This window comes from Ruminococcus albus AD2013, assembly GCF_000526775.1.
Lineage (GTDB): Bacteria > Bacillota > Clostridia > Oscillospirales > Ruminococcaceae > Hominimerdicola > Hominimerdicola alba_A.
The window spans coordinates 2,105,343-2,130,094 of sequence record NZ_JAGS01000001.1 but is presented as its reverse complement, the minus strand read 5'-3'; the positions used below and the strand labels follow the sequence as shown (position 1 = coordinate 2,130,094).

Here is a 24,752-nt window from a genome sequence, read left to right as displayed (position 1 = left end):
ATCGGAATATGAAATTGTTATATTGCACTTTTTGTTGGTGCGTTAAAGGGATAGCCGTGTTTTTTATTAATAACTGATCAATTACTTTTCATGTTAATGTATATAACATTTCAAAACAAAATTCTGTTGCCGCAATGAACGAAAGAGCACAAGTTCTTTTTTTCGCTGCAGCCTTATAAATGATACAAAAACAGATCTATGATATAATGTATCGGATATAAATTAATAGTTTACTCCGGGTTTTTAATAATTATAAAAACCAGCCCCAAATATCAAACCAGTCCTGCATTTTGCAAATCTCCTTTTTCTTATTCATAGATTTTTTTGTACCTCTTGTTTCGATGGTCTTATTATAATTCAACATTCGTACAATTGCTATTATTTTGGAGTAAACGGTATAAATTTCAGAGTGAACTGCATTAATTGGATACTATGGGTCAGATTTCTCTGATGTTCGGATATGGTTAGAGGGTGCTGCTGTTGCAACAACCTCTTCTTTTATTGATTGCCGTCTATCTCCAAAGTACAGCTTGGTGAGAACGCACCGGTGAATACAAGCTTCACTTCAAGGGATTTATCATTGTTCTGATGTACCAGTACTTTATCTGCCAGCATACGCAAATCAGCATCGGTGAGCTTTGACTCGGTAAGGATATCTTCCAGTATTTCAGCAGTGCTTTTCAGCCCCGAATTTTCGTCCTTGCGATCATATCGCTATACATATCCTCATGCACATTGTCATTTATTTGATGTAAAAATGGGAGTTTTCATAAAGTGCAGCCGTCAAATGAAAGCTTAATATTCTTATGATTTTTAAATTGTTTGATTGATAACCACATCAGGTTTAAGGCGATCAATTAATGATTTAAAATGCCTAAAATTTCGGAAATCAAATTGTTAATGTTGATTTCTCACAGCTAATATGTTATAATTGAGTAATCAAATTTATAAAGGAGCGATGCTTATGCTAAAACGAATTATTTCTGCGATAACAGGCTTTACATTGGCTTTTTCGATGTTGGGAGTAGTTCCTGCTACTGCTGATTCAGCTGTTTCTGCTGATTTAAATACTGCAGAAATCAAAGATGATGAGGTAAAGCTGGAGGGTAACAACGCACTCGGAAATATGCTGGTCGATAAGATCAACAGCAGTGAAGAGAACGACGATATGGGATTTACCATTCAGAATGTCGCAGTTGACGGCAAAAATGTAACTGTTGAGTACAGCTTTGTTCAAAACTGTACGATGATCGTAGGTATCTATGATGACGAAGGCACAGTTATGCTCGGTAAGGGAATGGCTGAAATACTTACAGGTTCTTCATCGGAAACTGTAGAGATCGATATAGATACTATGCCCGAGTATTTTCTGGTGAAGGTATTCATGGTGGACACTACCACGTACAGACCTCTGGGTGAAGCGTATACCTATGAGATGTATACCAAGAGGTATCAGGATTTTCTTGCGCTTACCACTGATGATTTCGACAGCGACAGGGTACTGAATCTTGATGATGACAAAAATAACAATTTTATCGTGTTTGAAGATGACGTTATCCGATTTGATGAAGCCGATGGTGAAATAGTCAGCGGTGAGGATAACAGCACTGTGACTTACACCATAAGCAATGCAAGCGACCGTGTAAAGGCACTTAAAGAGGGCGATATTTTCACGGCAGGCGACATTGAAAATATTGTTATCGCAAAAGTAGGCAGTGTAACTGTTGATGGTGATAATGTAGTTATTACCGAAGGCGATATTAATGAAGATGAAGTTTTAAAGGTCATAAAGATCGATATCGATTCAAGTGATGCGACTGTGACAATTGATGACAGCTATGCAGATGAGGGTATCACATTTCTCGGTGATGATGTAGAATTGCCTGAAATACCTGATGAATATAACGGTACAGGCAAACTCTATGATTTTGATGATATTCCTGAAATGGAAACTCAGGAACTTAATGTGCTTTATAAAGATTATAATGCAGGTACAGATTTTACATTCAAGTTTCTTAAGTCTGAACCTGATTCGATAGATAAAAACGACGGATGGAATGTGCATAGTAGATTTGATGGTTATTTTAAAATCAATGTGGGTCTGGATCTTAAGATCTATAAATATGGATCAGGCTTTTTCGATGATATAGATTTTGTAAGAATATCCCTTCCATTGAGCTTGGAACTCGCTCTTACTATGGATTTTGAAGGCTACTATCAGCATACGATAAGTCGTGTAACGCTTGCAACACTTTTCGGTATCACAGCTGAGATGGATCCTAAGCTGTATTTTAAAGGAAAAGCCACTGTTACTGCAAAGGGGTATATTGATTTTACTCCAACATTTGAATATCATGTTTATACTTTTGAGGGAACAAATCAGACCAGATTGCCAGAAACCGGTTTCGAGTTATCTACAAAGCTTGATGCGAGCATCGGATTCATCCTCTCACCTAAATTTACTCTTTTCAGTGATAACATCGCTTATATCCTTACAGATATCGGAGGAGGACTGCATTTTGTGATAAATGAAACCGATAATACTTCGATAAACGCCAAACATCAGTGCGGAAGTTGTGTTTCAGGAAAGCTTTATTATGAAGCATTTGCTAATATTGAGATGGATATAGTTGGTTTAGAAAAGATAACTGATATTGTGTTTAAAATGGACCATTATCTATGGCAATTCTACTGGTCTAAGACTTATGGCGATCATGGAAAAGGCACATGTAAACATTATCAACACAAATGCAAAGTTCACTTTCTTGATGAAGATGGCGGAAAACTTTCCAATGCTACTGTCTATCTAAAAGACCTGAGTACCGGGGAGAAAGTCATTTCCGGGCAGAAATTGAATAAGAACGGTACAACTGATCTATGGCTGGTAAAAGGTAACTATGAGATCACAGTAGAAATGAACAATGCGTATTTTAAGCCATATAATTTTGAATTTCAGGATTATTACAGTAGTATCGTTGTGATGAGATATGACCGTTCAATTATGCCGATCAAGCCTGTAAAACCGCCTAAAGAAGACGATCCCCCGAAAGACGATCAACCAACAGACCCCAAGGAAGATGATAATCCGCCCGAGTATCTGAGCGTTGTAAGATCAAAGAAAACGCTTAGTTATAGAAAGGGCAATGGCATGAAACTGGTCGAAGGAATATCAGCAGGAGGCTGCATGGGATTTATTGATGCAAATGGCACATTATTTATTTGGGGTATTCTAACATCAGGTAACGATTATGAATATTACAGCATTCCTAATGTGAAAGAAGCTAAGATAATTCATCAGAATATTGCAATTCTTACCAAAGATGATAACCTATATTTTTGGGGTTGGAACAAATATGAAAGACCGACATTGATCGCTGAAAATGTAAAGGACTTCAGTTTGGGTAGTGGATATACTAATTCAAATAATACTGTAATTTATAATTATGCTTATGTTACAAAAAATGGAGATTTATATGTTCATGATGAGGGTGGAACTACGCTAAAGGCGCTGAGAAACGTCAGATCTGTTTCTTACTCTTCAAGTCATGATATTGGCGCGTGTATAACAGAAAAGAATGAATTGTATATGTGGGGATATTTAGCAAGCATCCCTAATTCTGGTTATGATCCTGGTTATAATGACATGACTAAGATAGCTGATGATGTAAATAGTGTTGAATTTGGAATTATTTGTGTATATTATATTACTAATAACGGAGATTTTCATACACTAGGTGTTTATAACGATTATCCTCGTAAAGATTATAATTATTCAGATCAGATACGCATGACAGGCATAAAAGAAGTTAGCTCATCTTCAATTACACTTAATGCATTGATACTAGCTGAGAATGGAGATCTTTACAAAGTAGGCGATAATACAGATATGCGCTATTTGAAAGATGTGTATCCAGACATGAAGGATTACATTATCAGTAGCAGTGGTATTAGTGTTCGTTTGAATAATGGTAATTTCATAGACATAACTGCGGACGATCACTCAGATTTTTATTATTATCCACCTGTTAAGATTGCAGGAAATGTTAAAACTGTGACAAATCTTGGCTGTTGCAGTATGTATATTGATAATAATAATAATATATATATTTGGGGTCATAATATTACACATGACAGCGATCCTGAGCGATGTGGTATATATGACCGAAAAGGTTTTTTATGGGAGAAAAACCCAGCGACCCCTGTTAAACTTGACGATGTATATGCCAGCCTGCCTGCTTTTGAGACCGAAACACAGTCGGTAAATGCAGATACAGCTGATGATGTTAATGATGCTGAGGATACATTCGCTGATCTTCTGCCTGATTGCATTTACAATGTTTACGGATTTAATCAGGAGTATATGGAGCTTTCGGATGATGGTCTGGGTTATGTCAACCAGTTCGTGACCGACAGCAACGGCAGCCTGCCTTTTGACAAGGCGAGCGTTGAGGGCAGCGAGTCGCTGTACTGGAAAGCTGTACCCATGACAAGACTGAGTATCGCCGATGCACAGATCGAGATCGCTGAACTTAAATACAACGGCGAAGAGCAGGACATCGACCCGATAGTTACACTTAATGGCAAGACGCTTGTGCGCAATGCAGATTACTTTGTCGCTGAAGGTGAGAGCTTTACATCTGCCGGTGAATACACAGGCCTCATATGCGGAATGGGCATATATAAGGGTGAACTGGAATTCACTTATACCGTAACAGGCGGAAAGCTGGGCGATGTAAACGGTGATAATAAGATCAATATTACCGATGTCACTCTTGTAGCAGCGCATATCAAGGGCAAGAGAATGCTTGCGGCTGATAAGATCATTTATGCTGACATTAACAAGGACGGCAAGATCAATATCACCGATGTCACAAAGATAGCTGCACATATCAAGGGCAAAAAGCTCATAAGCTGAGGTGTAAAAAATGATAAAATGACTCGGAGGCTTCCGGCTTTCGGGTCATTTGTATAAAGTATGATGAAAAATAATTATGTGTTCTGATCGGATATTGCTGAGGTGAAAAAATGATTATCAGGAAAACAGCGGGTATATTTGCGGCTTTGTCGATCCTCTTTTCTGCTGCTGTACCTGCTTGTGCAGAAAGTATATCTGCCGGTTCGGGCAGTACAGATCATGGCTACAGCGGTCTTGCACAGACTTCTTCGGGTGAATTGAAGCAGGAATTTTATCTGAGGTTAAAAAGTTCAGCGGAAGAATTGTACAGTGATGATCGTGACATAGAGAATTACAAAGGCTATTATGTATTTGACAGTGTTGATTACACGGAATTTGGTTTGAGCAAAAACGAGGCTAAGGAAGTGTATTTTACAATGCGGAATGATATGCCTCTGCTGTTTTTTCTTTCACCTACTGTTGCTGTGGAGGGCGATAAGCTGTTGATGCTGGTACCTAAAGCATATGCATTTGGGCAGATACGGGCAGAGCACCGTGCTGAAATATGCAATTATCTTGAAAGCTGCGCAGAAAAGCTGAAAAGGCTGCCGACTTCATATGAAAAAGCAGCAGCTTTTGAGGAATTGCTGGTATCATCTGCTGAGTTTGCATATGACGGCAACAGACCTTCAACAGATGCGGATGCACATTCTCCCATTGGTGTGATAGTTAACGGAAAAGGTGTGTGCGAATCATATGCACGTACTTTTCAGCTGGTAATGAACTACATTGGCGAAGAATGTCTGCTTGTTGCGGGCATTGGCGGTAAAGATGCCCATGCGTGGAATATTATGCGGCTGGATGACGGGAACTATTATAATTATGACTGTACATGGGATGATCTGAAAGGTGAAAGCTTATATATGGCATCGGGAAGTGAAGTATTCAGCGCCGATCATTCTGCCTACACGCCTGAAGGCATTGGAGCAAAGTTTCAGGTCGGGATGCCGCTGACAGCTGTTAAAGACTTTGATTATGATGAATACATAAAGCAGAATTATTCTAAGTATGATATTGACCTTGACCATAAGGCAAATGTGACAGACATCATACGTATTTGTGCACATATCAAAGGATTCAGACTATTAAGCGGCAGGATGGCTGAACGCGCTGATATAAACGGTGATGGTGTGATAAATGTTAATGATGTTACAGTTCTTGCAAGTTATGTAAAAGGGATAAGGAGCGGGGACGGGAACAGGAACTGATTCAGATATATTTGAAAAATATTTTTCATGTACTGTCACCCGCACTGTATTAATAACCGTCATGATACGTTCAGCGCGTATCCTGGCGGTTTTATTATGTTTTTATCGGCTTTTCGGGTGTTGGTGAGACTATGATATGACACAGGTATTTTGTTAAATAATAAAATGATAATTAAGAAAAAAGTTATAAAGCCCTTGTCTGTTTTACATTAAATATCTTGACTAATTGATGAATTTATGGTATACTTGCCAAGGAGTATGAAATGAAAAACAAGGAGATTGGTTATGATACGCACGTATGTCAAGGCATACGGATTATGATCATGAGAGGAGTTTTTTATGAAAAGAAGAGCTTTTAGCCGCTGTACTGCGGCAGGTATCGCTGCCCTGCTCAGTGTTGCTGCGATCGGACAGACAATGCTGACAGCAAGTGCTGCTTCGGGTGTAGTTATCAACGAAGTATGCACCAAGAACACAACTGTTCCTGCATCAGATGGCAAGTTCTATGATTTTGTAGAGCTTTACAATCCCACGGGAAGTGCTGTCTCCATAGCAGGATACGGACTTTCTGACGATGCGGCTGCACCTATGCAGTACACACTGCCCCGCAATGCATCCATACCCGCATACGGTTACTATACCATCTACTGCGGCGTTGACAGCGGCAGCGGTGTGCAGGGCGCGTCCTTCGGCCTTTCCAAGAACGGTGAGAAGATAATACTTTCAAATGCGAACGGCAATGCGGTTGAGACTGTTGATGTTCCTGCGCTGAATGATGATACTTCCTACGGAAGATCACCTGACGGCAGCAGCAGCTTCGGTGTATTCTCTTCGCTGACCCCCGGCTATTCAAACCGGAATAACCAGAATGTTCAGGCTGATGTCAGCGAACCTCAGTTCTCAAAGGAGAGCGGTTTCTACTCCAATAGTTTTGACCTGTCGATATCTGCGCCCTCGGGCTGCACTGTATACTATACCCTTGACGGCAGTGACCCGACAACGGCATCAGAGCGTGCAAACGGCAGCATAAACATATATGACAGGTCATCGGAGCAGAATGTATATTCTGCAAGAACAGATGTTGCTGACGGATATACTCCGCCCAGCTCGCCTGTTGACAAGGCTACCATAGTACGTGCCATCGCTGTTGACCGCAACGGCAATGTGAGCGATATAGTTACAAAGACTTATTTTATAGGCTATACCCAGAACGACTGTGAGATGAATATGCGTGTCATATCCCTCGTTTCCGACCCCGACAACCTTTTCGACTATGAAAAAGGCATATATGTTAAGGGCAAGATATACGATCAGTCTTCGGGAAATATGATGCAGTCGTGGACACATCCTGCGAACTATACACAGGACGGCAAGGAATGGGAGCGTCCCGCAAATATCACAGTATTTGAAAAGGGAAAAGCCACATACAACGCAAACGTAGGCATACGTATACACGGTGCGGCAACACGTTCCGATGTACAGAAGAGCTTCAACCTTTATGCAAGGAGCGAATACGGCACAAAGAAGCTGAAATATGATTTCTTCAACGGCAAGCTGACCAACCACAAGGGTGAAGTTATAGATTCCTTTGAGAAGATAACACTGCGTAACGGCGGCAACGACTACAAGACCAAGCTTCGTGACCGTCTGAACCATGAGATGGTAAGCGACCGTCATTTCGGTTCACAGGCACAGACAGAATGTGTTGTGTTCCTGGACGGTGAATTCTGGGGTACATACAATATCACAGAAAAGATAGGCAAGGAATACATTTCCGACCACTACAAGGTCAAGGAAGACAATGTATGCATGATAAAGACCGATGAGCTCACTGACGGCACTCAGCAGGGACTTTCGGATTATGAACAGCTGAAGCGCCTTGCATCTTCAAACAATTTCAAGGACAGCAGTGCATACGCCAAGCTTGAAGAGCTGATGGATATGAGGAGCTTTGCCGAATATATGGCAACAGAGCTGATAGTAGGCAACTCCGACTTTGGCGATAACAACTATGCGCTGTGGAAGACCGAGACAGTTGACGCTGATAAGAAGTACGGCGACGGCAAGTGGCGTTTCATACTCTTTGATACCGAATACGGTCAGGGACTTTACGGACAGAGCAATGCAAATACCAATTCCATACAGACTCTCCGCAGCAAGAACAAGTGGATAACACAGCTGTTCTTCGGACTGTGTGAGAATCAGGATTTCCGCGATCTTTTCCTGAGAGCTTATTTCGACCTCTGCAACGAGAACTTTGATACCGACAAGGTGCTCTCGCGCCTGAATGAGCTGGAAAATACATACAAGGCTTCCATGAGCAAGAGCTACGCACGTTTCAACTGGTCAAGCGGCACAGGCGGCTGGGGCGGCGGGATCTGGGGCGGCGGCTGGCAGTTCCCCGGACAGGGCGGACAGCCCGGACAGCCCGGTCAGCAGAACCCCGGACAGCAGAACCCCGGAGATGGTCAGCAGACAAACGGCGGCGACAAGTTCTCCAACGAGGTTTCTTCTATACGCAGTTTCTGGTCGAACCGTATATCTGCCTGTGAACAGCAGGTGATGCAGTACTTCGGCATAAGCAGCACAGTAAACGTCACCGTGAAGAACAACTCTTCACAGGGACACGTAAACTTCAATACCCTGAAGGTTTATGACAGCAGCTGGAGCGGTGTATATCCCGCAGACTGCAAGCTGACCCTTGAAGCTAAGCCCGAGGACGGATATCATCTTGAAAAGTGGGTAGTCAGCGGTGCGCAGTTCGTTTCGGGCAGTGCTACATCTGAGGAAGCAGTTATCAAGCCCACAGGTCAGAACGTGACAGTTCAGGCGGTATATGCGTCGGGCAGCGGTTCATCACAGCCCTCCGGAAAGGACTATCCCACAAACATCAGGGTAAATTACAATAGCCAGTATCATCAGATACAGTTCGTATGGGACAAGGTACAGGGTGCTGATAAGTACGGCATAGCTGTATATCTGGCAGGCAAGTGGAGAGTACAGACTTCAAGCATAACCACAAACAGCTTTGTTACACCCAAGAACCTCACCCCGGGCATGACATACAAGGTAGCCGTTGCGGCAAGAGTGAACGGTAAGTGGAACACCACAGACCCCATCAAGAATGCTGTTACTGTTACTGTAAGGTAATAAGCGTATAATTCGTGTGACGTAAGAACATTGTTTATCCCATGGCACACCGGCAGATACGATGATACGGTGTGCCGACGGGATAACAGAATTATTATTTTATTAAGGAGTTGTCTTTTTGACGAATATTAAAACGGAGATAGCAGCGTAAACGGGAGGTTTGCGAATACTATCTGCACAAGCCTCCCGTAGTGTGGCAAACATTTACAGGAGGTAAAAACAATGAATATCAAAGACTATATCATTCGACAGGAAACAGAAAAGGACTGCCGTGAGGTAGAGGAAATGGCTCGTGAAGCTTTCTGGAATTTAAGCGTACCGGGATGCAGTGAGCATTATTTTATACATCTGTTAAGACAGCACAAGGCTTTTCTGCCGCAGCTTGACTATGTACTGGAAAGCGATGGCAGGATACTGGGCTGTGTGATGTATTCCGAATCTGATATCACAGATGAACAGGGCTGTAAACGGACTGTACTCACCATGGGTCCCCTTTGCGTGAGGAAAGGATATCAGCGTCAGGGGCTGGGCAAGGCTTTGCTTGAACACACTTTCAGGCTGGCAGAAGAGATGGGCTACGATACTGTAATAAACTTCGGAAACCCCGATAACTATGTTGCGAGGGGATATAAAAGCTGCCGAAAGTACAATGTGTGCTTTGAGGGAGATATCTATCCTGCGGCACTGCTGGTGAAGACACTGAAAGACGGTGTGTTCGATGGCAGAAAATGGTATTATCACCAGAACGATGCTGATGCACCTTGTGAAGATGAAGCTGCGGTGGAAGAGTATGACAAGCTTTTCCCGCCGATGAAAAAGGCATGGCAGCCAAGTCAGGAAGAGTTCTATATCCACAGTCATTCGGTGATAGCCCGCGAATGATATCGGCAGTATAATTAATCTGAAACTAAAAACTCTCCGATCGGTGTAAAAACGGTCGGAGAGTATTTTTTCATGGATAGACCCCTTTCACTATCACATGAAAAGGGTCAGAAAGTTGTACGTTTTTGTACAACTCTTGCAGAAATATGTCCGAGTTAAAATATAAATCATTTGTTTGCACATAGCGCGATGGGTAAAATTGGGGGATATGAACATAGAGTTGTTAATAAAAAATGACCTGACTTTTTGGGGAGTCGGGTCATTGTAATGAACACACTAACGCTTTGCTTTTAGTGTTATGAATAATGAAAAATAAAACCGCCCTAATGAGCGGCTTGACATTTATGATGATGTGTGTTATAATGTAAACATAAAAGAGGGTACTGCACGGCTTGTGCGGTTCTCCCTCATCAGACTTTTGTTATTAGATAATAACCGTCCTATGTGGTAGTGGGGCGGCTATTTCTTTTTGTTGTTATTGCAGATGGTCACTACAAGAGTGATTATGTTTGTTATTACTAAAAGCAACGTAAGTACTTCTATAACGCTCATTCTGCTCACCCCCTTGCGAGGGAAAGATTGAACCGCATTGCCGCTTTGTACAGCACCCATACCCATATTACAGCACAACTGATATCTTTTGTCAAATATAGTTTTATCGCTGTTTTCCCGATATCGCACACGTGGTCAGACGGTAATGAATAACGCAAAAAAATCCCGACCTGCACCACGTAAGATCGGGACTTTTTATAAGCTGGTGACGGGATTCGAACCTGCGACCTGCTCATTACGAATGAGCTGCACTACCAGCTGTGCTACACCAGCGTATGTTGTTTAACCAACTATGATATTATACACTACTTTATCCGATTTGTCAAGTACACACCGGTAAAAATCAGGCGGGAGAGCAGGGTAGTTGACAGCACTGTGAAAATCACTTAACAGACTGATAAAAAATTTTTGTCAACCCTTGCAAAATCCGAAAGTCTGTGTTATAATGTAGCTTGATAGATTTTGTTTGACCAAGGGAGGCGTTTTTATGATAAAAATAAAAAATCATCTTGGTACTATTGGTATATCCACAGGCTATCTCAGACAGCTGATATCCAATACTGCCGAAAATTGCTTCGGCGTTGCGGGACTGAACGCATACGGTGCCAAGCAGGGCGTAAATACCATGCTCAAAAGGCAGAATACCACTAAAGGCGTTATAATCTCCCAGGACGGCGACGCGCTTGTGGTAGATCTGCATATCACCGTAACATACGGCGTTAATGTGGGCGCTATCGTTGACAGTATCATACATAAAGTTAACTACGTTCTGACAAATGAAGCAGGTATAACAGTCAAGTCAGTCAACGTATATGTTGATGAGATGACCGACTGATATTTCGTTGATAACGGTCTGTTCATATATAGATTATAGGAGGAACTGATAGTGATAAACGGAAATATGCTGCGCCGTGCTTTCATCAGCGGAGCGCACAGTATCACAAATAAAAAGAAGTCAGTGGATGAACTGAATGTATTCCCCGTGCCCGATGGCGATACGGGTTCAAATATGTCCATGACGATAAATAATTCGGTGGCAGAGCTTGAAAACCTTGATGATAACGTACCTGTAAGCACTGTTGCAAGCACAGCGGCTTCCTGCCTGCTGAGGGGTGCAAGAGGAAACTCGGGCGTTATACTCTCGCTGATATTCAGGGGCTTCTCAAAGGCTCTGGCAGGTAAGACCGAGATGAGTGCCGAAGACCTTGTAAACTCCCTTGAACTGGGCGTTCAGGGCGCGTATAAGTCTGTTATGAAGCCCACAGAGGGCACTATACTCACCGTGGCAAGAGAAGCGGCTGAAAAGGGAAGAGAGACACTGAAGTCTACCAATGACCCCACAGCTGTCATGGCAGATGTCTGTGCGCAGGCAAAGAAGACTCTGGATAAGACCCCCGAACTTCTGCCCGCACTGGCTAAGGCAGGCGTTGTTGACGCTGGCGGCATGGGTCTGCTGATAATATTTGAAGCTATCCGCGATGTATTTGAAGGCGGCGAGGTCATCGTTCAGCAGGAACAGCCTGTCGAGAAGAAGACTGTTGAAGCCGAGGGCGCTGTTACCGTGGATACATTCTCATCGGTAGTGGGTCAGTACGATGCTGAGATAAACTTCACCTACTGCACCGAGATGCTGATAACCAAAAAGCCCGATTGTGATGACCCCATCAAGCTGAGGGCATACCTTGAGACCATCGGCGACTGCGTTGTTGTGGTGGACGATGATGAGATAATCAAGGTGCACGTACACACCAACAACCCCGGCAAGGCTATCGAGAAAGGTCTTGAATTCGGTTATATAAACTTCCCGAAGGTGGAGAACATGAAGCTCCAGCATGAGAAGGAGCAGAAGAAAGCCAAGAGTGCCTTTACTCCCGCCGAGCAGACCAACGAGTTCGGATTTGTGGCAGTAGCCGCAGGCAACGGTATCGAGACCATGTTCAAGGATCTTGGTGTTGACTGTGTTGTAAAGGGCGGTCAGACCATGAACCCTTCTACACAGGATATACTCGAAGCTATTATGAGCTGTCCCGCAAAGACGGTATTCGTACTGCCCAACAACAAGAACATCATCATGGCGGCAGAACAGGCAGTAAAGCTTGCCGACAGAAAGGTATGCGTGCTCCAGACAAGGACTATCCCACAGGGTATGTCTGCGATGCTGGCGTATGACCCCGATGCTGACTTCAACACTAATCGTATTGAGATGACAGCGGCGATCGAGAGGGTATCCACAGGACAGATAACCTTTGCAGCGCGTGATTCTGATTACGAGGGACACTCCATCAAGCAGGGTGAGATACTTGCCATGGAGAACGGCAGACTTTCCTTTGTAGACAAAGACCTTGCGAAAGCGGCATTCAAGCTGACTAAGAAGCTTGTCAAGGGTGACAGTTCGTTCATCACGATAATCTACGGTTCAGACGTTACGGACGATGCGGCAGAAGCGCTGTACAAGCAGATAAGCAATAAATATTCCAACCTTGATGTTAACCTGATAAACGGCGGACAGCCTGTTTACTACTACATCATATCGGTAGAATGATAAGAGAGCGCCTCTTGATTTTTCGGGGCGCTTTTTTAATTCACAATTCATAATTCATAATTCATAATTGTTGGCAGGGCAACCACGTAGGTGGGTAAGTATGCCAAGGAGGGGAGCTTTGGGTCAAGCCTTTCGCGAAAGGCTTGCGGGGAGCCACAATCAGCAAAGCTGACTGTTGAGGGCAGAGCCTCTCGGTCAAGGAACAAAAGCGACGCGGCAACAAAGCGATAAATAGCGAAACAAACTTCCGACCAATAGGGCGCGGGCAATCCGAAAACTCCGAGCGTGAGCAAAACTAAAGCCCCGCACAAACTACCCGCGTAAATATTGCCCGCGCCCGCCGTCAAACAGCGAAGCGCCTTTGACGGCTCGACCCGCAAGGGGCGACCCACCCGCAGTACGTAAATCTAAATCACAAACCACGTGACAACAGCCCCCTTATTGACATACCTCTCTCACGGTGCTATAATGCTATTGAACCCCCAACCCAAATCATCATAAGGAGTACATAAATATGGACAGATTTTTTGCCGTTGTATCACGTATGAAATATATCAACCGCTGGGCACTTATGCGCAATACCATCAAGGAGAATATCAGCGAACATTCTCTGGAGACCGCTTTCATCGCCCATGCATTGGCGCTTATCCGCAACGAGCGCTTCGGCGGTAACGTTAATGCCGAAAGATGCGCACTTCTGGCGATGTATCACGATACCACCGAGATAATCACAGGCGACCTGCCCACACCCATAAAGTATTACAGCAAGGAGATAAAAGGTGCCTATAACGAGGTAGAGGAAAAGGCGAAAAACACCCTTATCAGCTATCTTCCCGATGACCTTAAAAAATACTACGAACCACTGCTTTCCCCCACCGAAGAGGAGAAAGAGCTCTGGAAACTGGTGAAAGGCGCAGATAAGCTCTCGGCGCTGATAAAGTGCATCGAGGAGCGCAAGATGGGTAATGCAGATTTCGCATCGGCTGAAAAAGCCACCATCGAAGCCATACACAAGCTGGCTATACCCGAAGTCGAGGTGTTCATGGAAGAATTCATTCCCGCCTACGACCTCACCCTCGATGAACAGGCTTGACCCTCCGCATAAAATCTGCGGCACTCTTGCAGAAAATTTGTTTATAAAATTCTTGCAATAATGGCGGATATGTGTTATACTAATATAGTATCTCAATAAATAATGAGGGAAAGATAAATGAGTGAAAAAAGGATAGGCTCAAGCTACGGCAAGCTGATGATGAATACCATCGTCTTTGCCATCGGCTCATTCAGCTCAAAAGTGCTGGTGCTGCTGCTTGTGCCGATTTATACCAAACATCTGACACAGTCGGAACTTGGCAGGACTGATTACCTCACCCAGATAGCCAACTGGATAATACCCCTCGCTACTATGACCATCAGCGAAGCTATAATACGCTTCGGTCTGGACAAGGCTTACGACAAGAAAAAGGTATTCACACTGGGAAATCTGGTGTGCGGTGCGGGTATGCTGTTGTTTGCGGCAATTCTCGGGCTGGTGAGCCTTATCGGAGTGGCGGATAAATGGATAAGCGGCTACGCGGTCTTGCTGTTTATGTATGTATTAATGTCAGGTATAAAGACATTGTATACGACATTCGTGAGGGCAATGGAAAAAGTGCGGCTCTTCGCAGTGGCGGGCATAGTCGCCACGTTCTTCACACTGTTTTTCATGGTTCTGTTCTACCTTGTGCTCCCGGAAAATTTCCTCGGGGCGAACACGGGTATACAGAAGTACCTGCTCTCCACCATCTTGTCCGATGCGATAACTGCGGTATTCGTGACCTTTGCCGCCAAACTGTGGCGGTATATCGACTTCAAGGATATCGACAGGGAACTCCTGCATACTATGCTCCAGTATTCAGTACCGCTGATACCTGCACAGCTGCTGTGGCTGATAACAAACAGCTCAGACAGCTTCATGACAGTACACTACATCGGTGAGGACAGGAACGGCGTGCTTTCTGCGGCGTACAAGATACCGAACCTTGTGGCTACGGTCTATATGATGTTCGGGCAGGCGTGGAATATGTCCGCCATAACCGAGAACGATTCCGAGGACAGGGATAAGTTCTACGAAAAGGTATTTGATTTCAACCAGAGCCTGCTTTATATTCTTGCGGCAGGCTGTCTGCTCATCGTACAGCCCATAACGAATGTCTGGATAGGCGAAGAATTTCGTGAATGCGTCAAGTATTCGCCTCTGCTGATATATTCCACTATATTCTCCTGCCTGACCACATTCATGGGCAGTATCTATCTGGCAAGCAAGCTGACAAAGCGCTCGCTGTTCACCAGCCTTATATCGGGTGTTATAAACGTGGGGCTGAATATCGTGCTGATACCTACAATAGGTCTGTACGGTCCGCCTCTTTCGACTATCGCAAGCTATATGACGGTTTTCATCATACGCGCTTTCGATTCTAAAAAGATAGTGCCTTTCAGAATGGATATCCGCAAGATGATAGTCAGCAATGTGCTTGTCATGATGATGACGGCTGTACTCGTTAAGGAAACCGACCTCATGCACCACAAGCTGCTGTACCTTGTGGTACTAGCGATGTTCTGTGCGGTGTTCGTTATCAATATGGAGTCCATAAACAGCCTGTTCTTCCGCTTTATGCCAAAGCGCATAGCGGAGAAGGTAACGAACCTCGGCACAAAGAAGCTTTCGTTCATCGCCGCGGGAGTTGTGGCATTTGCGGGACTTAACCTGCTGTTCAAGTGCGTTCCGCTGATACTTGTGCTGGCTGCGGGCTATGCCCTCGGCATAAAGATAGATGCGCCAAAGATATTCCTGTTCTGTCAGGTGCTGTGTTCGGCACTGATATGGCTGATATTCGGTCATATTTTCGGGGCGGGAGTGCTGTTCATCATGTGTGCGGCACCGATAATTATATACAGGAAGAAGCGTTATATCGCCATGACGGTAGCTTCTTTCGACCTGTTCCTCGGCTCGCTGATACTCAGTGATCTGGGCTGGTTCCTGTTCCTGATACAGCTTATCGCGCTTATGGTCATCTACCGCAGAATGATAGCCGAATTTGCACTTGATTATATCGAATACGGTACTCTGGGACCCCTCGACAAGATCACCGGCATGATACCGGTACGCCGCGGGAAGAACGGTACTTCAACAAGCGAACTGCCTGCCGGCAAGAAGTCCGACAGTCAATAATACATTAAGGAGAGATAAATATGGCAGAACTGAAATTTGAGATCGTGGAGCACGTAGGTGTGCTTTCCGAAAACGCTAAGGGCTGGACCAAGGAGCTGAACAAGGTAAGCTGGGGAGATCACCCTGCAAAGTACGATATCAGAGACTGGTCACCCGACCATACAAGAATGGCTAAGGGCGTAACACTTACCGATGAGGAGCTGGCTACCCTGAAAGATATCCTCAACGGCGAGGTAGAAGACGATATTGACGAATCTCAGATGCTGTAATATCGTTATAGTTAACGACATTAGAAATTGCACTTTGAAAACGAGTAAAAGTTCGATATATGCTTTTGCGAAGTTTGCAAAGTAGCAATTTCAATGTCGTTTACTATAAATAATATGTTCAGTATTATCCCACAAATTTCCTATCGAGGTTTGTGGGATTTGCACTAAGTGTAAACGGATTTTAACAATTTGTAAAACTTGACACGTTGGTTAAATTCTAATTGAATGTTCATAATGAGTTAATAATTATCTGATATAATTAAATCCAAAGGATTATATTAAACTATCTTACAAACTTACAATAAATATATGGTTCGGAGGGAACAGGGATATGGAACAGCATGGTATCAGTAAACTCGACCTGAAAAGGCGAAACAGAATGCAGGTCCTCAAAATTCTGAAGCAGAGGGGACCGACATCGCGAATAGATATCGCAGGCACCTTGGAACTTACCAGGGCAGCTGTAACTATTATTACAAATGAGATGATCGAGCAGGGCATTATCCAGGAGATAGGCGAGTATAAGCACATCACCGAGAAGGCGCCCCGCGGCAGAAAGAAGATACTTATAGATATCAATCATCACTATAAGTTCGTTATCGGCGTAACTCTTGAAGAGGATATAGTCAGCGTGGGTCTTTCCACTCTGGCAGGCGCAGTGCTTGATAAGAGAAATCTTTCGATAGATCATACCATCGAGTACAATGCTATCTTTGACTTTGTAAGAAAGTCCATAAAGGAAGTACTGGCTGATAACTGCCTGGATAAGAATTCTATCCTGGGTATAGGTTTCGGCGTATTCCCCACAATGTATGAGAAGCTTGGCGTTGAAGTCAAGGACGGTATCCCCGATTATACAAAGGTACGCAACCTTATCAGGGGCTATACCGATCTGCCTCTGGTGTTTGATAACTCTGTCAAGGGCACCGCTATGGCGAACATCGACTTCCTCAAGACCAAGGATCCCAACAGACAGAACATAGCTTTCCTGCAGTACGGCAATAACATGAACTTCGTTGTAACAAACCTCAACGAGCCTATCGTTTCGTATGATAACAGAACAGGCTTCGTTGATAAGATGATAATCAATCCTTACAGCGAGAGAGTATGTGAAAAGTGCGGAAGACGCGGCTGTGTTGAGAATGAGATTACTCCTGCGGCTACATTTGTCAAGCTGAGCGAGGTATATTCTCCCGATAAGACCCCTTACCTCTATGAGGCTTCCAAGGGCAACTTCAAAAATGTTAAAATGGATATGGTGCAGACAGCATACGACAAGGATGACCCTGCTGTCAAGGAAGTTATCGACAGCGAGATCAAGCTGACCGCTGTGCTGATAAACAACCTTTATTTCTCCACCAATCCTCAGAAGATAGTTCTGCACCACTTTACCAACCATACCAACAGCGAGGTGGATTTCAACCGCATCAGAAATGCCCTCAATGAGATAGGTGGTCCCCTGGTTGCAGGCAAGATCGAGACTTCCATAATCGAAGACAAGCACCGCTTCCTGTCGGGCTGCGCTCTGGCTATCAGAGAACTGTTCTTCAACCGCGGCGGCTTCGATGCAAATTAATGATTAAATCTTCCCCGAGGGTAAATGCTCTCGGGGATTTTTTAGGAGAAAACAATGTTTGAATACAGTAACGAAAAGGCGATAGAATACATATTCGGGTTCTCACATTCGGGCAAGTCCGTTAAAGACCTGAGCAGGATAAAAATGCTTATGTCGGCAATAGGCGACCCACAGGACAGGCTGAAATTCGTGCATATAGCAGGCACTAACGGCAAGGGCTCCACAGCCCGTATGTTTGACGGTGTGTTCGTCCGTGCAGGGCTGAAAACAGGACTTTTTACCTCGCCGTTTATAATTGAGTACGCCGACAGGATACAGGTGAACGACAGAAATATCGACAGCGAAGCCCTTGCAAGACTTGCAGACAAAGTCCATGAAGCAGTATCAGAATTTCCCGAAGATACGGGCTTCTCTCAGTTTGAGATAACTCAGGCGATAGCTTTCCTGTACTTTGAAGAACAGGGCTGTGATATCGTTGTGCTTGAAACAGGTCTGGGCGGTCTGCTGGACTGCACAAACATCATAACCACACCTCTGCTGACCGTCATAACCAAGGTAGACCTCGACCATACCGCCATACTCGGTGATACGGTCGAACTCATAGCCGCCCAGAAAGCGGGGATAATCAAAAGGGGAGTGCCTTGTATCCTCAGCGCAGGCAACACCGATGAAGTAAGGCTGGTTGTGGCTGAAAAGGCAATGGAAATGGGTTCTCGGCTTGTCATACCGGATGTGGATGAAATATCAGTACAAAATTCGGGACTTGATGGCACGAACTTTACCTATAAAGGCAGAAATTTCCATACCTCAATGGCAGGTATCCATCAGACAGATAATGCCCTCTCGGTCATTGAGGGCTGTGAGATACTCCGTGATATATTTGACCTTACCGATGAAGATATCCGTGAGGGCATAGCTGATGCGGTACTGCCCGGCAGGACGGAGATACTCTCACGCAAACCTCTGGTTATGGTTGACGGCGGACATAATCCCGACGGTGTACGCGCCTTAGCAAAGGTAATAGCAGGGAAGCGTCCCTGTCACGCGGTTATAGGTATGTGCCGCGATAAGAACCTGCGTGAAGCTCTGAGTGTGCTGATACACCATGTTGACGGCTTTGTCACCGTTGACGGTTTCTCCGACCGCGCAGAAAATGCGGCAGAGCTTGCAGAGCTGATAAACTCACTCGGCGGTAAAGCGATCCCTGCACAGAACGGTCTGCTAACTGAAATAGAAAATATGAAACATCAGAATAAAGATGGCTTGACACTGATATGCGGTTCCCTCTACCTGGTGTCGGCAGTTCATGAGATATATAAAAACTGATTGATAGAAAGCGTGATAATATGAAACTCTTTATAGCCTCCGATATACATGGTTCAGCTTACTGGTGCGAGAAAATGCTGGCGGCGTTTGAAAAAAGCGGTGCAGAGAAAATGCTCCTGCTGGGGGATATCCTCTACCACGGTCCGCGCAATGACCTGCCCGAGGAATATGCACCCAAGAAAGTCATCGCTATGCTGAACCCACTGAAAGAGAAGATACTCTGCGTGCGCGGCAACTGCGATACCGAGGTTGACCAGATGGTGCTGGATTTCCCGATACTGGCTGATTATGCTCTTATCTGTGCCGATGGTTTAACAATATTCGCCACCCATGGTCATAAATTCAATTGTGATGACCTGCCGCCGATGAGCAAGGGTACAATACTTCTTCATGGTCATACGCACGTGCCTGTTATCGAAGATCACGGTGATTTTACCTATATCAATCCCGGCTCGGTGTCTATCCCGAAGGAGAATTCTGCTCACAGCTATCTTATTCTGGAAAACGGAAAATTCACATTTGGTGAATTGTAAAAATACAAAAAATGTTTATTGTGCAAATTTAATGAAAATTTGTTTTCCTCTTGAATAAAATACAAATATGTGATACAATTAACTAGAAGTAAGTATCCGTCTCGTTTTTATTTTCAAGGGGGTGAGCGAATGGAAGAGCTATACCGACTCGGCGCAGGTGTTTGCTGTGTTGATTTCACAGCGGGCGGTAAGATAGTTTCGGTGGACGATGATTTTTTCAGATACACGGGATACAGCCATGATTATGTTCTGGAAAATGAACTTACATTTTTCTCCCTTTTTGATGAGAATGTGCGGGAAGATATAGAGGAATATGTCAGCAATGCCGCTAACGATAACAGGGCTTTCTGCGTAAGACAGCCCATAACAGCGCGCGACGGTCATTCCATATTCATACACTGCTGCGGCATCATCAACGACAGGAGCCGTGTTCAGGTAGTATTCAGCGATTGCAGATGTCATGACAGACTGGACGATGAATATAAAAAGCTGATGCGCAAGGTGCAGGAACAGCGGGACAAGCTGCACATGATAGCTGAAAATACCGATGATGTATACTATGATTACGAGGTAAAGCGTGATATCATGCACCTGACCGTAAGTATCACAAGGTTCAGGCTGGATTATGACAACAGTCTTGAAAATTTTCTCGGCACAAGGGCGGCTGAGGAATTTCTCCACCCCGAAGATAGAGATGCCTATTTCGATGCCTGGGAGGAAGCGCTCCAAAAGCCCATGAAAGGCACTATGGAGTTCAGAACTAAGGCGTATGACGATGACTACTGCTGGTACAGTGATGCTTATATCAGCTTTGCGGACGAATCGGGCAAGGTCACAGAGGTCTTCGGAAGACTTTCAAATATCCAGAAGCTGAAAGCACTGGCGACCAAATCCGACAGCGATACCGAGTATATAAAGTTCCTGCTCCAGTCCGACCAGCTGACGGGACTTTACAACCGTAAGGGATTCACTCAGCAGGCTATGGATATTCTTGCAAAGCGTGAAAAGGATATGGTCTATGCCTTGGTATATTCCGATATCAACGAGTTCTCATATGTCAACGAGAACTTCGGCTACGAAACAGGCAACGCTATGCTGAGGGATTATACCAACTGTCTCAGGGGCGGTGCGAGCTTCATTATCGGCTGCCGCATCTATTCCGATTTCTTTATATGTCTATGCAAGGCGAAGACCCGACCTGCACTGATACGCAGTGTTGAACAGCAGAACGTAAGGTTCACCACGATGCAGAAGAAGAAATTTCCGTCGGGTGATATCCGCATCGCCTGTGGTATGTACATACTCCCCGATGGCGAGATAGAACTGAACACTGCCATCGACAACGCCAATCTTGCAAGGCGCAGCGTGAAACATTCCAGCAGTATACTCTGCGGTATCTATTCCCAGAGAATGAGGATGCAGAAACTCTACGAACAGTCCATCTGCAATGAACTTCACGCCGCTATCAAAAACAGGCAGATAGAGATGTTCCTGCAGCCCAAGTTCCATCTTGAAAAGCGTGTCATTATCGGCGCTGAAGCTCTTGCAAGGTGGAGAAATCCCAACGGTACTTACAAAATGCCTTTCGAGTTCATTCCCGTGCTGGAAAAGGTGGGCTATATCGATGAACTTGATTTCTTTATCTACGGCGAAGTACTGCGCACCCTTGAAAAGTGGAAGCATGACGGCAGAAAAGTCCTGCCAATATCAGTGAATTTCAGCCAGCATCATATCACTCAGCCGAAGTTCGTTGAAAATATCATAAGAACGGCGGACTGCTACGATGTTTACAGGGGAGATGTCGAGATAGAGATAACAGAATCCTGTTTCTCGGGGGATACTCAGTCACTGTTCTCGGTGATGGATAAACTCAGAAACGAAGGCTTCAAGGTCAGCATAGATGATTTCGGTATAGGTTATTCCACTCTCAGTGTGCTGATGAATGCACCTGTTGATATTGTGAAGATAGATAAGTCCTTCATCGACAATATCGAGCAGAACAAGACCGACCGGGATTTCGTCGCGAATATGTGCAGCCTTATAGATACAGCTAAAAAGGATATCATCTTTGAGGGTGTTGAGACCGATGCACAGGCGGCTATTCTCTGCCAGAGCGGCTACACCAAAGCGCAGGGCTGGCTTTTTGACAGGGCGATGCCTCTGAGCGACTTTGAAAAAAAGTATATGTATGACGACAATAAGTGATATATCAGGCTGCTGTTAAGACGGCAGCCTGTTTTTATGCATCAAAAAAAGCACTCTCCCCGCGGGAAAGTGCTTTTATTGTGTATGGATATTACATACTCTCGGGGCAGTCTATCTTCAGCATTTCCAGTATGTTGGAAATTATCTGCTTTACAGCCATGGAGAGTGAAAGTCTTGCCTGCATAACGTTCTCTTCCTCGCCCTTTATGCGGCAGGCATTGTAGAACTTGTGGTACAGTGTCGCGATATCTACCGCGTACTTGGTCACCTTTGCAGGGTCGTAAGCCTTTGCAGCTTCGGTTATTGTGGTGGGCAGAGTTGCCATCAGCTTAACGAGCTCCAGCTCCTCGGGGGTGCTGAGTGTTTCAGCCATATCAGCAGTAAAAGGCTTTGCCTCGATGTTCTCCTCTTTCAGCTTCTTGATAACGGAGCATATACGTGCGTGTGCGTACTGAACGTAGTATACGGGGTTCTGGCTCGAATTGGATATTGCCAGATCAAGGTCGAAATCGAACTGTGAGTTGGGCTCACGCAGGTTGAAGAAGAATCTTGCCGCATCTATCGGTATCTCCTCCAGCAGAGTGTTCAGTGTGATAGCCTTGCCCGAACGCTTTGACAGCTTGTATGTCTCGCCGTCCTTTACAAGTCTTACCATCTGCATGATAACGATGTCCAGCTTCTTCTCGTCAACGCCGAGAGCAGTCATTGCAGCTTTCAGACGGGGGATATATCCGTGGTGATCGGCGCCGAAGATATCTATCGCCTTATCGAACTTACGTACAGCCAGCTTGTTGTAGTGGTAAGCGATATCGGGTACGAAGTATGTGGGTATGCCGTTGTCGCGTACAAGTACCCTGTCCTTCTCGTCGCCGAAATCGGTAGTTCTGAACCACAGAGCGCCGTCCTGTTCGTAGGTGTATCCGCCGGCTTTCAGCTTCTCGATAACTTCCTGTACAGAGCCGTCATTGTGCAGTGTGCTCTCTCTGAACCATGTATCGTAGTTTATGCGGTACTTGGCAAGGTCTTTGTGAAGACCGTCGATATTCTTGGGCAGAGCGTAGTCTACCAGTGCTTTCTTGCACTCCTCCTCGGGCTGTGCGGAAGCTATCATGCCGTACTCATCGAAGAAATTCTTTGCGTGAGCGATTATATCCATGCCGAGGTATACATCATCGGGCATGGGGAAAGTTTCGGTATCTTCGTATATGGTCTTGCAGAAAGTGTCCATATCAAGGTTCTTTGCAACTATATCCTGACCCTTGTCGCCGCATATCTGCATATACCTCAGTCTCAGGGATTTGCCGAACTTCTCTATCTGGTTGCCTGCATCGTTTATGTAGAACTCTCTCTCAACATCATAACCTGCATACTCCATAACAGCCGCCAGACAGTCACCGATAGCGCCGCCTCTTGCGTTGCCTATGTGCATGGGTCCTGTGGGGTTAGCGGATACGAATTCCACCAGAGCTCTTTTGCCCTTGCCGAAATCCGTCTTGCCGTAGTCCTTGCCCTCATCGAGAACAGCCTTTACTACCGAACCGAACCAGCCCTTGCCGTAGTAAAAGTTTATAAATCCGGGACCTGCTATCTCGACTTTATCAAAACAGCTGCCTGTGGTATCTATCTTGCCTACGATAGCTTCTGCGATCTTTCTGGGAGCGCTCCTGAAAGGCTTTGCGCATACCATAGCCGCATTTGTGGAAACGTCGCCGTTCTTGGGGTCGGCGGGTATCTCTATATTGAAAGCGGGCACAGCCTCAGCAGGGAATACCTCCTCAGCTACCAGCTGACCCAGTGCGTTCAGCACCAGTTCCCTCGCCTGTGCGAAAGCGTCCTTTATCAAATCCTGCATCTTACTTCCTCCGTTTATCTCAGTTTAAGTTGAATATCTATATCAAAGGTGCCTATCAGTCCCGAATTGACATCTACCACATACGAGAAAGACAGCCTGCCTCCCTCATCTGTGAGCTTATCGGTTATTTTTCGTGCCTCAACGCCCACTTCAAAATTGCCGTAAAGCGTACCGTAGACACAGTGATGCTTCTCGCCGGGCTCTATCACCAGCTCCGAAGATACGTTGCCCCGTCTTGACATCACCACTTTTTTCTTGCCGAAGCTCTCTATCTTTGTGGTACAGCCCTCAAAGCCCGTAGCTTCGCTTTCTTCATACTCTATCAGATATCCGTCCGCGGTCTTTTCGTATGTTCCCACCGAGAGAACTTCCGTCTGCTCGCAGTTCACGGGGTCATCGTCAAAATCCTCGTACTGACGGCTGATTAGTACGATATCAACTTCTTTTTTATCCAAGCTCATTCTCCTAACATCGGTCAGCTTATTTTACTTA

Annotated in this window: 15 protein-coding genes and 1 tRNA gene; 13 read left to right on the top strand and 3 right to left on the bottom strand. The window is 44.9% G+C overall.

Annotated elements, in window-relative coordinates; genetic code table 11:
* Positions 1–964: 964 nt before the first annotated feature.
* The 4 genes from N773_RS22910 (at position 965) to N773_RS0109460 (ending at position 10,194) form a co-directional block, all read left to right on the top strand.
* Positions 965–4,915 carry a dockerin type I repeat-containing protein gene (locus tag N773_RS22910; RefSeq protein WP_024857573.1) on the top strand — a complete coding sequence of 1,317 codons (3,951 nt, stop codon included), beginning with the start codon at positions 965–967 and terminating at the stop codon, positions 4,913–4,915.
* Between the two features lie 110 nt (positions 4,916–5,025).
* Entirely contained in the window at positions 5,026–6,162 is a 1,137-nt protein-coding gene (locus tag N773_RS0109475) for a dockerin type I repeat-containing protein (protein ID WP_024857572.1), read from the top strand.
* 339 nt (positions 6,163–6,501) lie between these two features.
* Positions 6,502–9,312, top strand: coding sequence for a CotH kinase family protein (locus N773_RS0109465; protein WP_024857571.1), 2,811 nt, complete (start codon positions 6,502–6,504; stop codon positions 9,310–9,312).
* A 222-nt stretch (positions 9,313–9,534) separates the two neighbouring features.
* Positions 9,535–10,194, top strand: coding sequence for a GNAT family N-acetyltransferase (locus tag N773_RS0109460; RefSeq protein WP_024857570.1), 660 nt, complete (start codon positions 9,535–9,537; stop codon positions 10,192–10,194).
* A 752-nt stretch (positions 10,195–10,946) separates the two neighbouring features.
* On the opposite strand, the gene N773_RS0109450 is transcribed toward N773_RS0109460, so the two are convergent.
* Positions 10,947–11,019 (bottom strand) — tRNA-Thr (locus tag N773_RS0109450).
* A gap of 214 nt (positions 11,020–11,233) precedes the next feature.
* On the opposite strand from N773_RS0109450, the gene N773_RS0109445 reads away from it, so the two are divergent.
* From N773_RS0109445 to N773_RS0109405, 9 genes are all read left to right on the top strand, one after another.
* Positions 11,234–11,581: an Asp23/Gls24 family envelope stress response protein gene (locus tag N773_RS0109445; protein ID WP_024857569.1), complete on the top strand. Its 348-nt coding sequence runs from the start codon at positions 11,234–11,236 to the stop codon at positions 11,579–11,581.
* 51 nt (positions 11,582–11,632) lie between these two features.
* On the top strand, positions 11,633–13,288 hold the full coding sequence (locus tag N773_RS0109440; protein WP_024857568.1) for a DAK2 domain-containing protein: 1,656 nt from the start codon (positions 11,633–11,635) through the stop codon (positions 13,286–13,288).
* Positions 13,289–13,802: 514 nt separating this feature from the next.
* On the top strand, positions 13,803–14,381 hold the full coding sequence (gene yfbR / locus N773_RS0109435) for a 5'-deoxynucleotidase (RefSeq protein ID WP_024857567.1): 579 nt from the start codon (positions 13,803–13,805) through the stop codon (positions 14,379–14,381).
* A gap of 117 nt (positions 14,382–14,498) precedes the next feature.
* Complete coding sequence (locus N773_RS0109430; protein ID WP_024857566.1) at positions 14,499–16,499, top strand: lipopolysaccharide biosynthesis protein; 2,001 nt, start codon at positions 14,499–14,501, stop codon at positions 16,497–16,499.
* Positions 16,500–16,519: 20 nt separating this feature from the next.
* Positions 16,520–16,768, top strand: coding sequence for a YdbC family protein (locus N773_RS0109425; protein ID WP_024857565.1), 249 nt, complete (start codon positions 16,520–16,522; stop codon positions 16,766–16,768).
* 331 nt (positions 16,769–17,099) lie between these two features.
* Positions 17,100–18,344: an ROK family transcriptional regulator gene (locus N773_RS0109420; protein ID WP_024857564.1), complete on the top strand. Its 1,245-nt coding sequence runs from the start codon at positions 17,100–17,102 to the stop codon at positions 18,342–18,344.
* Positions 18,345–18,398: 54 nt separating this feature from the next.
* Positions 18,399–19,670 carry a bifunctional folylpolyglutamate synthase/dihydrofolate synthase gene (locus tag N773_RS0109415; RefSeq protein ID WP_024857563.1) on the top strand — a complete coding sequence of 424 codons (1,272 nt, stop codon included), beginning with the start codon at positions 18,399–18,401 and terminating at the stop codon, positions 19,668–19,670.
* A gap of 20 nt (positions 19,671–19,690) precedes the next feature.
* Positions 19,691–20,203, top strand: a complete 513-nt coding sequence (gene yfcE, locus N773_RS0109410) for a phosphodiesterase (RefSeq protein ID WP_024857562.1) — start codon at positions 19,691–19,693, stop codon at positions 20,201–20,203.
* A 129-nt stretch (positions 20,204–20,332) separates the two neighbouring features.
* Positions 20,333–22,408, top strand: a complete 2,076-nt coding sequence (locus N773_RS0109405; protein ID WP_024857561.1) for an EAL domain-containing protein — start codon at positions 20,333–20,335, stop codon at positions 22,406–22,408.
* 91 nt (positions 22,409–22,499) lie between these two features.
* On the opposite strand, the gene argS is transcribed toward N773_RS0109405, so the two are convergent.
* Positions 22,500–24,260 (bottom strand): arginine--tRNA ligase, encoded by a 1,761-nt coding sequence (gene argS / locus N773_RS0109400; protein ID WP_024857560.1) that lies wholly within the window; start codon positions 24,258–24,260, stop codon positions 22,500–22,502.
* Positions 24,261–24,274: 14 nt separating this feature from the next.
* The gene (locus N773_RS0109395; RefSeq protein ID WP_024857559.1) at positions 24,275–24,715 is read right to left on the bottom strand and encodes a DUF1934 domain-containing protein; all 441 of its coding nucleotides are present in this window, start codon (positions 24,713–24,715) and stop codon (positions 24,275–24,277) included.
* Between the last annotated feature and the right edge of the window lie 37 nt (positions 24,716–24,752).

Excerpts from the sequence above, each read along its gene's own strand:
- N773_RS22910 (WP_024857573.1), top strand. The coding sequence starts at position 965 with ATGCTAAAACGAATTATTTCTGCGATAACAGGCTTTACATTGGCTTTT.
- N773_RS0109475 (WP_024857572.1), top strand. The coding sequence starts at position 5,026 with ATGATTATCAGGAAAACAGCGGGTATATTTGCGGCTTTGTCGATCCTC.
- N773_RS0109465 (WP_024857571.1), top strand. The coding sequence starts at position 6,502 with ATGAAAAGAAGAGCTTTTAGCCGCTGTACTGCGGCAGGTATCGCTGCC.
- N773_RS0109460 (WP_024857570.1), top strand. The coding sequence starts at position 9,535 with ATGAATATCAAAGACTATATCATTCGACAGGAAACAGAAAAGGACTGC.
- N773_RS0109445 (WP_024857569.1), top strand. The coding sequence starts at position 11,234 with ATGATAAAAATAAAAAATCATCTTGGTACTATTGGTATATCCACAGGC.
- yfbR (WP_024857567.1), top strand. The coding sequence starts at position 13,803 with ATGGACAGATTTTTTGCCGTTGTATCACGTATGAAATATATCAACCGC.
- N773_RS0109430 (WP_024857566.1), top strand. The coding sequence starts at position 14,499 with ATGAGTGAAAAAAGGATAGGCTCAAGCTACGGCAAGCTGATGATGAAT.
- N773_RS0109425 (WP_024857565.1), top strand. The coding sequence starts at position 16,520 with ATGGCAGAACTGAAATTTGAGATCGTGGAGCACGTAGGTGTGCTTTCC.
- N773_RS0109420 (WP_024857564.1), top strand. The coding sequence starts at position 17,100 with ATGGAACAGCATGGTATCAGTAAACTCGACCTGAAAAGGCGAAACAGA.
- N773_RS0109415 (WP_024857563.1), top strand. The coding sequence starts at position 18,399 with ATGTTTGAATACAGTAACGAAAAGGCGATAGAATACATATTCGGGTTC.
- yfcE (WP_024857562.1), top strand. The coding sequence starts at position 19,691 with ATGAAACTCTTTATAGCCTCCGATATACATGGTTCAGCTTACTGGTGC.
- N773_RS0109405 (WP_024857561.1), top strand. The coding sequence starts at position 20,333 with ATGGAAGAGCTATACCGACTCGGCGCAGGTGTTTGCTGTGTTGATTTC.
- argS (WP_024857560.1), bottom strand. The coding sequence starts at position 24,260 with ATGCAGGATTTGATAAAGGACGCTTTCGCACAGGCGAGGGAACTGGTG.